Raw genomic sequence first — 13562 nt, forward strand, 5'->3', positions numbered from 1 at the left:
TCTCTACGACTTTGCGAAGGAGCCGGAGGTGAAACAACTGGCCAAAGCGGCTCTAGATTGGATGTCAGCGGCGGCAGCAGTGAAATATTATCGAGGTGGTTTTGGTGGACCGACTAAGCGGGATTACAAAGAATCAACGATGCTTTCAGCCCCGTGTCTAAAGACTGGGGATGAAAGCGAGATGGTGGCTTTAGCCGCCGTGAAAAATATTCAGAGATTTTCCGGAATCTTGTAGAATAAAATAAAGCAGTTAAAGGTCCAGACTGATGATCATTCTGGAGTTCAAGGCATACGGCAAAAAACCTCAATATTTGGCTATTGATGAGGCGATTAGGACAGCCCGTTTTATCCGAAACAGTTGTCTCAGATATTGGATGGACAACAAGGGCGTCAATAAATACGATCTGTCGAAATACAGCAAAGTTTTAGCCCATCAGTTCCCGTTTGCTAATGAATTGAACTCTACTGCTCGTCAGGCCAGTTCTGAACGGGCATGGTCATCAATTTCTCGGTTCTTTGACAATTGCAAAAAAAAGGTACCTGAAAAAAAAGGTTTCCCAAAGTTCCAAAAGCGTGGCAGATCGGTTGAATACAAACAGTCTGGCTGGAAATTGTCCCCAGATAAAAAGTCGATCGTGTTCAGGGACAAGAAGGGAATTGGGAAGCTCAAACTCAAGGGTAATTGGGACTTGTGGCGCTTTGATAAGAAGCAAATTAAGCGGGTTCGGATAGTTCGACGAGCTGATGGCTACTATGTCCAGTTCTGTGTTTCAGTTGACATAACGGAAGAACTGGAGCCAACTGGAACAGCCATCGGGTTAGATGTCGGGCTGAAGGATTTCTACACGGATTCCGTTGGAAAAACTGAACCTAACCCCCGGTTTTATCGGATTGGTGAAAAGCGCTTAAAGTTTTATCAGCGTCGGGTATCTCGAAAAAATAAAGGCTCATCCAACCGCAAGAAAGCTGTTAATAAACTAGGTAGGACACACCTTAGAATAAGTCGGCAACGTGAAGAACACGCCAAGAGACTGGCACGTTGCGTAATCCAATCTAACGATTTGGTTGCCTACGAAGATCTAAGGGTTAGGAATTTGGTTAAAAATCATTGTCTGGCCAAGTCTATTAATGATGCGGGTTGGTATCAGTTTAGGAAATGGTTGGAGCATTTTGGAACTAAGTTTGGCAGGGTCACTGTTGCAGTCAACCCCGCCTACACTAGCCAGAACTGCTCTGAGTGTGGTGAGGTCGTAAAAAAGTCTCTATCAACTAGGACTCACACCTGCAAATGCGGTTGTCAATTAGACCGCGACCACAACGCTGCCATCAATATCCTCAAGAGAGCCTTGGGTACGGTGGGGCACACCGGAACCTGGATCCTAGATCCGAACGTTTTGGGAGATTTGGCCTCTACTTTTCCTGGTTCCGACCTGGTTAAGCAAGTCGAGTCTGCGAACAAAGAATCCCCGCGTCTTTAGACCGGGGAGTGTCAAGGCAAAAGTAATGTGGTGTACGGAGCCAGTGCTGCCCGTCTGTTCTGGCTTTATTTTGGCGATGTTACCTTAGTCAATCCTAAGCCAGAACGGGATGTGATTCACGTAATTACTAGCGCCTATCGACCTCCCCAGGCGGTGGTAAAGTTAGCTCGTAAGCAGTTTCAGAAGCCTGTGGAAATTCTGGCGAGTAAACCAGTCTACGAAAATTGGAAACCTGGAGGTGAGGATAAACCAGGATATTGGGAAACGACCTTTTTTGGTCATACCTATCAGTTGGGGAGTTTGGCTGGTGAGTTCCCCGCTGGTGATGTCGGGCCATTCAAGCTAATGGCATACAATCAAGAGCGGGGTGTGGATTTTTTTGTTGCTAATACTGGTGGCGCTTGGGTGAAGCCAGGAAAAAATCAGGGAGACCAAGTTGGGCAATACCGTAACCTAGTTCTTTGGTTAAGACCAGCTAAGGATAGACCATTCTTTTTCCAATTACCTAAGACGGCTCAAGCAGAAATAGAAGACGGGATTTGGTTCTTTAAACTGGAGAAAACCTGGTTAGCGATTCGCTCGATTAATTTGGATACCTATACTGAGGTGGCTATACCGAACCAGAAATTTGCCCAGCTCTATAGTCAGGAAAAAACTCTTAAGGCAACAACCCTAGGCAATAGCTATGCTGGCTTTGCTCTAGAAGTGGGAGAAGAAGAATCTCATGGTAACTATGAGGATTTTAAACAGGCAGTTAAGGAAAAAAGTCAGTTAGATTTACGTGAAATTGACCTAGGTAAAGTGCAGTGGATTGGTAGCACTGGTGAGAGTCTTCAACTGACCCACAATCCTAAAAATGACTTGCCAAGTCTGATCCGAAATGGTAATAAACATGACTGGTCAAAACACGTTGACCTATACAAACCAATTAATGGGAATGGACCAATTTATCTAGGTTGGAAAATAGGTAATCTCCGGGTTGAAGCAGGGGATTCGGTGTTTCAACATTGAGTGTTAAGTGTTAAGTTTTGAGTGTTTATCGCTAAATATCCCCTAAGAGGATATCTGAAAAGTTTTTTTATACTGAATTTTGCCCCCCTAGCCCCCCAACTTTGGGGGGAACAAGAGTCAATTTGCTTCTAAAAGTCCCCCAAAATTGGGGGATTTAGGGGGCTTGGATGTAACAAATGAAACTTCTCAGACAACCTCTAAGAGGATATCTGAAACCAATAGTCAGCACTTCAATCGTAATACAAGTCATTTTTTAAGGACTGGACTTTAGACTAAATTTTGGGGTTTAAAGAAACTTCATAAAAAGCAATTAGGAATTGAAACCCATGCCTCAAGAACCTTAGAGCGTTTGAGATAGTCCTGGGCGATTTGATTATTTGTCTTTTTTGCCGAGTTGGGATTAGGGCTGCATTTTCCAAACTCTTCAACTCGTCTTGCGTTCGCTTAGCGTGGCCGTAGGCCAATCGCTTTTAGCGGTTCCTTACTGGCAGTGCCAGACGATGCGCGAACGGAACATCGCACAATTGACTCATAGCACTGGCTGAGGACAAGTGCCTTAAAATTTGCTGTAATGACTATTTATCAAGGGTTTGAGTTGAGTAAGTCAATGTGACTACTCTCGGAAGGCAAGTTTCCGGTGAACGAGAATTAGTCTAAACTCCAGTTAAGGAATAAAGTTGATTATATAATTCATGATTATGGAGTTTAGACTAACTGGTGTTGAAGGAGTTGTAATCCCTTCAGCGCACCCTCGTTGCTTAGGTCTGGTGCCCTAGGAAGCAGAAGGTTAAAATTTTCAATAGGATCGGTTAAACAAGCACCATTAGCCCCCTACTAGGGTGACTGATACGAAACTTGTCAGACATGTTAAGGTTAAATGCTAAAGGTGTTCCTTCTCCCATGGAGGAGTAACTTGCGTGGCAATTTGGTCAATAAGTTAGGATTTTAGCCCCGATGTATTTATGAGAAACCAAAAAAAGAAGTCTTTATGGATAAATCTCTATTTTTAGATCAAGAAAATGCCAAAAATAAGGAAACTATCAAGCCGAAGCCGCAAATTTATCCTTTACTACTGAGCCTATTGGGTTTAAGCCTAGCTGGGATAGCTGTGTCAAGCAAGTATTTTTTATCAACATCCCAAGATAGAACAATCCTACTAAGTGGGCGGATTGAGGCCGACGAAACTGATATTGGTACGAAAGTTGGAGGTAGAGTTAATTTTGTCGCTGTGCAGGAAGGGAAAGAAGTAAACAAAGATCAGAACATTGTGCGGCTTGACGATCAAGAAATTAAAGCTAAGTTAAAAGGTGCTACTGCTCGTTTAGTTTCTGCTCAGCAACAAGAACTTCAAGCCCGTCTGCAAATCAATTTAGTCGAAAGTCAAATTCTGGAGGTGCAGCTAAATCTCAAAAAAGCACAAGAAGATACCAGAGGTCAAGTCTTACAAGCTGAGGCATCAGTTGCCGCTAATGTTGCTCAACTTAATGAAGCGTTTGCTAAGTTAGAAGAAGCTCAATCTCAATTAAACTTAGCGAAAGTTAATCGCGATCGCTTTGCTCAATTGGTGGAACAGGGAGCCGTAAGCAAACAACAATTTGACCAAGCTCAGACAACTTTTAAAAAAGCCCAAGCAACTGTTAAAGCAAGTCAAGCATCAGTTAATGCCATCGGCAAATTAGTAAACGTAGCACAGGGTCAGTTAGTACAAGCCCAAACCTCTACTCTAAACCCAGAGATTATCAACGCTCAACTAAGCAGATTACAAACTCAGTTAGCCCAGGCTCGTTTACAACTGGCTATGGTTAAAGCTGAAGTTGAGATTGCCAAAGCTTTCCAACAAGAAATTAAAAGCAAAATAACTGATCTGGAAATTGCCAGTCCCATTGATGGTGTGGTTATTACTCGTCTGGTTGAACCGGGCGAAATAGTTAGTGCTGGTCAAACACTCTTAACGGTGATCGATCCCAACAATGTTTATCTACGAGGATACGTTCCTGCAGGAGATATTGGCAAAATTCGAGTAGGACAGAAAGCTAAGGTATTTCTTGATTCAGACCCAGATCAACCTTTAAGTGCTACAGTGACTACTATTGATACTCAAGCATCCTTTACTCCCGAGAATATCTATTTTCGAGAAGACCGGGTGAGACAAGTCTTTGGGATTAAATTAACTATTGATAATCCTGGGGGATTGGCAAAACCAGGGATGCCAGCAGATGCGGAAATTATTACTGAATTGAAGGCGAATTAAATTCCTATTTCTGGATGGGTTAAGATTATCATAGCATTAAAGTAATTTTGATTCTTTTGCTTCAGGGGCGCAGAGTCCGGCATTGTAAAAAAAAATGGGGTATTGGGGGCATGACAAAGATATTTGATTGTATTATTGTTGGTGCAGGGCCTGCTGGGGGAACCGCTGCTTATCATTTATCAAAAAAGGGACATTCTGTTTTAGTTTTAGAAAAAGCATCTTTACCTCGTTCTAAACCTTGCGGTGGTGGTGTATCTTCGGTAATTCAAGAATGGTTTGATTTTGATTTTAGTCCTGCTATTTCTCTGAAAACCAATGCCGTTTATTTGACTTATAATAAAAAAAATGCTATTCAAGTTGATATCAAAAATTATCCTATTTGGATGGTTAAAAGAGATATATTTGATCATTTTTTAGTGCAACAAGCACAACAAAATGGTGCAAAAGTTCAAGATAATACGGAAGTCACCGGCATTGAATTTAAAAGCGATCGCTGGTTAATTAATACCAATCAAGAATCGTTTACAGGACATTACTTAATTGCTGCTGATGGCTCCAAAGGTAAAATGAGTAAATGGTTAGGTTTTCAGCAACAAAAAAAAATAGTAGCAGGGGCATTAGAATTTGAAATACCGATAGAAAATCAAACGGATATTAATATTTATTTTGAGTTGGGTTTGGCTCACAGTGGCTATGTCTGGAATTTTCCCAAGGCAGATGGTTTTTCTTTGGGAGCAGGGGCATTTGGTGAAAAACGTAAAGCACAAAATTTCAAAAATATTATTCGAGATTATGGGACTATGTTTAAGCTAGATTTAGCTACTGCTACTGAATCTGGTCATCCTATTTTCCTGTGGAATGGTGATCAGAAGCTACACACCCAAAATGCAGTCTTAGCTGGAGAAGCAGCTTGTGTGGTAGATCCTTTCACCGCTGAAGGCATCCGTCCTTCGATTTTTAGTGGGATGAAAGCTGCAGAAGCTATCGATAAGGCTCTAGCCAATCAGATGGATGCTTTAGAACAATACAGCGAAACTATAACTCAGGAATGGGGCAAAGAGATGAGTTCAGCTAAAAGATTAGCCCAAGTATTTTGGCGTTTCCAGAAACTAGGTTATCAAGTAGTATTGCAACGACCTTCCGCTATTGCTACCATGACCCGAATTTTCTCTGGAGAGTTACAGTATTCTAATCTAGTAAACCGCGCTATTAGTCTCTTAGAAAGCTCCCTAACTTTTTGAGACTCCCTCGTTAAGCTCATGTGGAAGCCCTTGTTTAAAAACAGCTTCCACATCACATAATTTTTACTTATCAGTAAAAGCCCAGTATAGCATAAAAATAAATAGTTTTGTGTGACGAAGATCAATGTATAACCTGAAAATTTAAGTAACTATCATGATGGAGGAATAGTAATAAAACAATTTTATAAAATGGACTTTATGAAAACTGTAATCATTGTTGGTGCTGGACCCTGCGGACTATTAATGGCTCACTATTTGTTGCGACGTGACAGTAAATATTGTGTCGAGCTATATGAAAAACGCTCTGATCCAAGACTTAATCCTGTGTCAACTGCTCGCTCCCACATTATTTCCCTAGGGTTTCGAGGACGAGCCGCCCTTCGTGAAGTTGGTTTAGAGTCCTTGGCAATAGAACGGGGAACAATGGCTTTAGGACAAGAAATCCATAATTCCCGTGGAGTCGTTCAATCTATTTCTCGAAAACAACCTCGACTCCTGATCGAGCGCAATGTCCTCACCAATCTTCTTTTAGAAACCTTGACCAAACGCTATGATGCTAGTCGCCTAAATATACACTTCAAACACGAATGTATAGCTGTCAATCTAGAAGCAAAATCGGCTGTTTTTCAGTCAGCTTCAGGCTATCAACCATGCGCCTACGATCTTTTGATTGGAGCTGATGGGGTACGGTCTAAAGTCAGAAATATACTACACCATAAAACCGGTCTTGAGGTCAAGCTCCGCAAAAGTCCGATTGAGCTTAAAACTTTAACGCTGCGCTGTCCTGAAAATCACCCTGAGTTGAAATTAAATAGGGATAGTGTTCATTTGTATTCTTTGGGATCGTCTGGAAGTCTTCTGTTTTGGCCTACACCCAATGGAAATTACAACGGTATAGTTTGCTTTGCTCGAGGGTATAATCGTTTAGCTAATATTTCATCGGGTTCAGAGGTTTTAACCTTCTTCAGAAAGTATATGGGGGATTTCAGGCAGTTGATATCACCCGAAGAAGTCGATGCTTTTGCCCAGAAGCCTTTCTTTGAAACAACAACGGTGAGGTGTAGTCGCTACCACTTTGGCAATAGTGTTTTGCTAGTCGGAGATGCCGCTCACGGCGTTTCAGCCATTATCGGCCAGGGATGCAGTGCGGCTCTTGAAGATGGTCTAGTGTTTAACCAACTGCTAGATGAATATGATGATAACTTAACCCAAGCTGTCCCTAAATATACCCAATGCCGTCGCCCCGATATGATCGCCCTAGAGCAAATAAGCCATAGCCTGTTTCCTTTAAATATTTATCTAGTAGGTCTATTGTTGCTGAAGCACGTTTTTGATCGCACACTCCATCGCTGGTTTCCCAAGTTTTGGGCTTCCTCTTTAGTGGATATGATATCAGAAACCACTATCCCCTACCGTCATATTTTGCACAGCCATTCCCGTTGGTTTAAAACGATCAATGCCTTAAATCAGCTAATTCTGCGGAGAGGTAAACGTTTATTCAAGCCCAAACCTATGCTATAAAATGCCTAAGATCTACTGTTAATCACAGGTTAATTTATCCCGAATTCAGGTTAATTATGATAATTTTGCCACTTAAAAATATATAAGCATAGGATAAACAATCCTACGGCTACTATCACCAGTAAAAGTAAGGGTTGCCACAACAGATCAAACCCAATTCCTTTTAGTAGAACACTACGCAGGATCAAGATGTAATAGCGCAGTGGATCTAGAAGGGTCAATCCTTGAAACAAAGGAGGCATGGCTTCAATGGGGGTGTAAGCTCCAGATAACTGCACTAGAGGCACATTAATAAAAAGCGTGGTCAGGAATGCTTGTAGCATATTCTGGTTTAGCAGACCTAAGATTAGTCCTAGTTCAGATGTCAGCAGAATATAAACAATTGTGCTAGTCATAAACATTAGCCAACTACCACGAAATGGTAGGTTGAAGACAACTTGGCTAAACCCGTTTGTGATTAGCACCATGACTAGGATAATCCCCAAAAGGGGAAGCAGTTTGCCTAGAAGCACTTCCCAAGGAAGTAGGGGAGTAAGCAAAAGTTGTTCAAAAGTGCCATAATCTTTTTCTGCTGTCATGGTGGAGGAAGCTGCAAAAGTGCTAATTGCCGTCAAAATTACCCCCAATACCCCCGGCACAAAATACCAACTGCTCACCAGTCCGGGATTATATAGAATAGTTGTCTGTAGATTAATCAGGGAAGAGTCAGGGGAATTGTCATTACGATAGCGATACTGACGGATGATTTGGCTCAAATAACCCTGAAGAATACCGACTCGATTAGCATCAACACCGTCAATCAGGAGTTGCACCTCAGCTAAGTTACCTTGAGAGAGTTGCTGATCAAACTCTGGCGGAATTACAAGAGCAACCTTGATTTTTCCTGCCAGTAGCGATCGCTCTAAATTCTTTTCTTGTAAAGTTTGTACAGTGGGCACAACCACATCACTAGCAGTTAGAGTCGCCACAAACTCTCGACTGGCTGAAGTCTGGGCATAGTCCACTACCCCTAAGCTAACCTGTTCAACACTGGGGTTAAGGGCAAAGCCGTAAAACATCACGAAAAAAACTGGTACCAAGACAATTGTGGTAATAAGCTGGCGATCGCGGAAGATATTGGTCATTTCCTTGAGAACAACTGCCCAAACACCTTTACCTGGGAAAAATCCGAGCTTCCTCTTCGCCATGCTGGATTACGGTTTTCTATATCTGCCGAATTCGCCACCACGATAACATGAACATTCCAATTGTCAGCAGGAATAGAATAGGAATAACATGGCCAATACGAAGCCAGCCCACACCTACTACAAATGCATCTCGGGTGAGTTCAATATAGTAACGAGCTGCCACGACATTGGCAACCAGTGACAGTGGCCAAGGAATATTTTCCACAGGGTAAATAAAACCTGACAGCCAGGTAGACATTAAAAGTCCAGTATTCATAACACTCTGCACAGCAACCAAGGCTTGCTTGGAATAAACGCCAACTACCAGTCCATAAACCACACTGACCATCAAAAACAGCCCAGTGCCCACTAGCAGCGGCCAAGGATTTGCTACTGGCCAAAGGTCAAACAGCAACCCCCCCAACCCCATCAACAGTACCGCTTCGCCAATGGCAATCAGTACATAGGCCAAAGCCTTCCCCAGAAGAAACTCCCAAGCACTAATCCCTGATGCTTTGACCTGAACTAACGTCCCTTGTTCTTTCTCCCGTACCACCGCCATTGCTACTATCAAACCAGGATAACTAAATAAAATGACGGCATAAACACCCGGCACAATAAAAAGAGATTCTTTTCGACCCGGATTAAACCAGATACGGGTATGAGCGAAAACATCGGGACGCTGAGTCTGAAAACCTTGCTTTTCCAAGAAAAATTGAGTGGTAGCACGAAGGCTGTTCTGGATGACCCGAGCATTGTTCACATCTGTGCCATCGATTAAAACCTGGAGGGCATTGGTTTTTCCCTTTTTCAATTGCCGTGAAAAGTCGGGAGGAATAACCACTATTGCTTGAGCGATGCCCCGATCAAGCAAATCTATACCATCGGTTGTGGTAGCTGCTACAGGCTTAAACTGATTAGTGGCAAAAACCTGCTCAATATAGGCTCGACTGAGGGGGCTATTGTCAAAATCTCTGACGGCTAATGGTACATCCTTAATTTCAAGGCGAATGGCAAAGCCAAAAATCAGCATGGTCATTAAAGGCAACAAGAATACCAATGCTGCCCCTAGGCGATCGCGACGAAATTGCGCCAGTTCTTTGATGCACTGAGCCAAAATCCTGTCCATCGCGCTACCTTTTCTTAGGATGTTGTGAAATGTTGAGAAACGCTGCTTCTAAGGAGAAGGGGATGGGAGTGATTTGGTGAGGTTGGACTTCTACCGAAGCTAGATAATTCCGTAGCTGGGACATATGTGACGGCTGATCCAGAATCATCTGGATGCGATCGCCCATAAATACCATGCGCCAAGGCTCAAATTGTTGTTCTAAGCTATACAGGGTGTTTTTGGGAGAGGCAGACAAAATTTCTACGAGGGTAACGGTTTGCTGGGCTTTGATAGCGGCAGGAGACCCTTGCAGAATTAGCTCTCCCAACCGCATAAACAGCAAATTAGTGCAGTATTCCGCCTCTTCCATAGAGTGGGTAGTGACAACAATCGCTGTACCTTGGCGGGCAAACCCCTGAAGAATTTGCCAGAACTGCCGTCGCACCAGAATATCCATGCCACTGGTAGGTTCATCTAGAAACAGGATATCTGGCTCGTGTAGAATAGCGGCTCCGAAAGCTACTCGCTGTTTATTCCCCCCAGATAGATTTCTAAGTCGTTGATTAGCGGACTGGGTTAAGCCAAAAGTCTGAAGTATCCAATCGATGCGAGCATTACGTTGCTGACGAGGAACTCCATAAGCTCGACCAAAAAAAGACAAATTTTCTAGGATGGTTAAGTCTGGATACAACGTCAATTTCTGACTCATGTAGCCAATTCTTTGTTTTACTGAGGGTGAATGGGGTGGCAAATGCTCAGATGTGTAGCAAATTTTTCCGCTACTGGGGCGCAGCAGACCACATAGGAGCTTCATGAGTGTCGTTTTGCCAGCACCATTGGCCCCGAGCAGTCCCAAAATTTCACCTCGACTAATAGTAAAGCTTAGCGATCGCACGGCCTGAAAAGTACCATAAACCTTGCTGACCTGATCTACCTTCACTATCCAATTAACATTAGAAGCTGAGTTATGGGGTGGTGAAGATCTCTGGGACACTGTAGATAACAACCCTGGAAGACTTGCCTTTACCCCTGAGGATCGCTGCAAATGATTGGCCATGACATGCTCCAGGGTAGGATTGGCAGGCTGTATCCGAGCTGAGGGTAGTTGGTGAAGATGTAATATTTGTTGTATGGCCTCCTCTGCAGAGATAGCCTGTTTGCTGACAAAAACTATCATGCGATCCCCCAGGGGTTTGAGATCTACAACTGGAGTATGGTTATTTGCGATCGCATTTTGCAAAGCCTGTTCAGTTGCGGCAAAAATTGGCCCCGATGCCAACATTGGATCCTCAGGCACCACCTCAAAACAAGATAATTCCATACTGGCACGCAAATCTTCTGGAGGTCCAATTTGTTGAATGGTGCCGTTGTGGATTAAGGCAACGCGATCGCACCGTTCTGCCTCATCTAGATAATGGGTTGCCACCACAATAGTAGTTCCCTGCTGAGCAATTTTTGCTAAAAAGCTCCAAATCTCACGGCGGAAGACAGCATCAATACCAGTAGAGACCTCATCTAACAGTAGAATTTGGGGCTGGGTAATCAATGCACAGCATAGAGCCAGCTTTTGCTTCATTCCCCCTGATAAATGTCCTGCTAATCTATCAGCAAAAGGCTTAAGGGCTAACCATTGGAGATACTGCTTTCGGCGAGATTGAAAGATTTGCTCGGGTAGACGACGCATTTTAGCGTAGTAACGGAGGTTTTCCTCCACACTCAAATCGGAATACAGTGAAAACTGTTGTGTTAAGTATCCTAGGGATGACCTTACCATTGCTGGTGGTTGTCCCATGACCCGAATCATTCCCGACGTTACTTTTTGTACCCCAGCTAACGCTTTTATTGTGGATGTTTTACCAGCACCGTTGGTGCCTATCAATCCAAAAATCTCCCCAGGATACACCTCAAAGTCAATGCCATTGACAGCAGCAAATTTATCGTAATACTGTCGTAATCCTTTTACTTGAATAATGGCTTGATTTTGTTTCATTCCGGCTTTTTATTTTATTGAATCCTGTGCTATTACCACTGGCTTGCCTAGGGGAGGCATTGATGTTTTAACTGTTGAAGAAAATGATTGTAGACGTCAACAGATTCTATCAAGCAACAGCAATTGACTGGTTATGTGGCAATAAGGCGGCATCGGGAGCATGTCACCTTTGTAATTATCTACATAGATAACCCCTAACCCCCCGTGAACCTTGAGGGTAAATTTAGATAATTATTAGTTAATTATTACACAATTATAGTAAGCTATTAGCTAACTAAAACTCCTAAAACTAATTAGAGGGTATGGGAAGAAAATCGTAACCGCTGGAAGTGTTCTGATTCGGGAGAATTTTTACCAGTTGGACTGAGCCATTGCGATCGCCTGAACGCAAAAACCGAATTGAACCAGATACTCCAGGGGCTAAAAAGTCTGAGGATGAGAGGGCTTCTTGAACACCAGCACGAGTGGGATTACGTTTGAGGGCTTCTATCAAAGCTTGGGTTCCATCGTAAGCCATGGCTGTGCGCCAGTTAACCTCGGCATTCCAAAGGGCTTTGGATTTACGGACAAAGTCTGACTGAGGGTTGCTATCAATATCCCAAAAAACAGCTACCACCATTTCAACAGCATTTTCTGCACCTTTCTCTAAGGTCTTGGGAGAATACATTACATCTCCTCCCAACAGAATTAGACGTTTACCATTGACCTTAACAACCTCCAAAGCTTGATCTAGAACTGCTGAGTTAGGAGCTAAAAATAGCACCTGTGCTCCCCGCTGAATCGCTTGTTCTACAGGTATAGCAGGATTAAAATCTGGATTGGAGATGTCAACCTCATCAACAACTTGTCCTCCTCCTAGGGAAACGGCTGTGACAAATTCAGTTTTGATAGACTTGCTGTAGTCACTCTTATAATTATAGAAAACTGCTGCATTCTGCTTTTTCAACTGGGTGTTCATGTAGTTAGCTAAGGCTCTGGCTGAAAAAGCATCATTTGGCACTGAGCGAAACACATAAGGGCTAAAGTTTGACAACTTTACTGAAGTACTAACGGGAGAGATAGCTGCTAGTTTCCCGGAATTATATACTTCTCCTGCAGCTAAGGTTACACTACTAGCGGAATGACCAATTACAGCTAATATTTCCGGATTGTTGACCAATGCTGACGCAATTTTTTTAGCAGTATCGGGATTTTGATCATCACTCGTAATGACTACTTTGAGGGGTACGCCATTAATTCCCCCAGTTTTATTGATTTCATCTTGAGCTTGAGCAACGCCACGCAAAATTGCTAATGTGCCATCGGGGTCAGTAGCAATCGGTCCAGCTACAGCAATAGTATAGGATTTCTGATTACCAATGCGAGCATTATTTAGATAAATTAGAGTTTCAGGAGCGTTGGGGTATTTCCGAATTGCTGCTTCAAAGTCACTCACGGCTTTGTCATAATCCCCAGCAGCCATGGCTGCCATACCCTTTTGTTTTGCAGCTTGGAATTGCAGATTTGGAGTGCCTACCTCTTCTGTTTTAACTAGGGACTTTTCCCCAAGGCTAATTCGAGCTTGAATATTACTCTGATCAGGTGTTGAAGTTGGAGTAATTTGAGCATTCGTAGCAAGAGGTGATGGGTTGGGTGACTCCGTAGTCTTGGGAGTGTTATTAAATAAAAAGGGTGCGGCTCTTTTAAAAGTACGGTAGACTAGATCTCAGTAAAACTGACAAATTAGTCAGAGTAATAGTTTGAGTCAATACCTCCTGGTGGGTGACCAGCTGAAAAAGTCAGCAGTAGTTCAGGAA

The 13562-nt window shown here is 43.0% G+C and carries 9 protein-coding genes and 1 pseudogene; 6 read left to right on the plus strand and 4 right to left on the minus strand.

Annotated elements, in window-relative coordinates; genetic code table 11:
- The 6 genes and pseudogenes from F6K37_RS17905 to F6K37_RS17930 all read left to right on the plus strand — a co-directional run.
- A pseudogene (locus F6K37_RS17905) lies at positions 1 to 235 on the plus strand (hypothetical protein); the annotation flags it as partial.
- A gap of 31 nt (positions 236 to 266) precedes the next feature.
- Positions 267 to 1478 carry an RNA-guided endonuclease InsQ/TnpB family protein gene (locus F6K37_RS17910; RefSeq protein WP_008181204.1) on the plus strand — a complete coding sequence of 404 codons (1212 nt, stop codon included), beginning with the start codon at positions 267 to 269 and terminating at the stop codon, positions 1476 to 1478.
- Positions 1479 to 1505: 27 nt separating this feature from the next.
- Positions 1506 to 2489 carry a hypothetical protein gene (locus F6K37_RS17915; RefSeq protein ID WP_052308415.1) on the plus strand — a complete coding sequence of 328 codons (984 nt, stop codon included), beginning with the start codon at positions 1506 to 1508 and terminating at the stop codon, positions 2487 to 2489.
- Positions 2490 to 3477: 988 nt separating this feature from the next.
- Positions 3478 to 4740 carry an HlyD family secretion protein gene (locus tag F6K37_RS17920; RefSeq protein ID WP_287251433.1) on the plus strand — a complete coding sequence of 421 codons (1263 nt, stop codon included), beginning with the start codon at positions 3478 to 3480 and terminating at the stop codon, positions 4738 to 4740.
- Between the two features lie 110 nt (positions 4741 to 4850).
- Positions 4851 to 5981 (plus strand): geranylgeranyl reductase family protein, encoded by a 1131-nt coding sequence (locus F6K37_RS17925; RefSeq protein ID WP_287251434.1) that lies wholly within the window; start codon positions 4851 to 4853, stop codon positions 5979 to 5981.
- A 198-nt stretch (positions 5982 to 6179) separates the two neighbouring features.
- Positions 6180 to 7502, plus strand: coding sequence for an FAD-dependent oxidoreductase (locus F6K37_RS17930; protein WP_287251435.1), 1323 nt, complete (start codon positions 6180 to 6182; stop codon positions 7500 to 7502).
- A gap of 50 nt (positions 7503 to 7552) precedes the next feature.
- On the opposite strand, the gene F6K37_RS17935 is transcribed toward F6K37_RS17930, so the two are convergent.
- The 4 genes from F6K37_RS17935 to F6K37_RS17950 all read right to left on the minus strand — a co-directional run bounded on the left by F6K37_RS17935 (position 7553) and on the right by F6K37_RS17950 (position 13237).
- Complete coding sequence (locus tag F6K37_RS17935; protein WP_287251436.1) at positions 7553 to 8689, minus strand: ABC transporter permease; 1137 nt, start codon at positions 8687 to 8689, stop codon at positions 7553 to 7555.
- A 16-nt stretch (positions 8690 to 8705) separates the two neighbouring features.
- Positions 8706 to 9797 carry an ABC transporter permease gene (locus F6K37_RS17940; RefSeq protein WP_287251437.1) on the minus strand — a complete coding sequence of 364 codons (1092 nt, stop codon included), beginning with the start codon at positions 9795 to 9797 and terminating at the stop codon, positions 8706 to 8708.
- A gap of 4 nt (positions 9798 to 9801) precedes the next feature.
- Entirely contained in the window at positions 9802 to 11766 is a 1965-nt protein-coding gene (locus F6K37_RS17945) for an ATP-binding cassette domain-containing protein (protein ID WP_287251439.1), read from the minus strand.
- Positions 11767 to 12055: 289 nt separating this feature from the next.
- Positions 12056 to 13237 carry an ABC transporter substrate-binding protein gene (locus F6K37_RS17950; protein ID WP_287251441.1) on the minus strand — a complete coding sequence of 394 codons (1182 nt, stop codon included), beginning with the start codon at positions 13235 to 13237 and terminating at the stop codon, positions 12056 to 12058.
- Between the last annotated feature and the right edge of the window lie 325 nt (positions 13238 to 13562).

Origin of the sequence: Moorena sp. SIO4E2 (genome assembly GCF_010671945.1) — a bacterium.
Taxonomy (GTDB): Bacteria; Cyanobacteriota; Cyanobacteriia; order Cyanobacteriales; family Coleofasciculaceae; genus Moorena; species Moorena producens.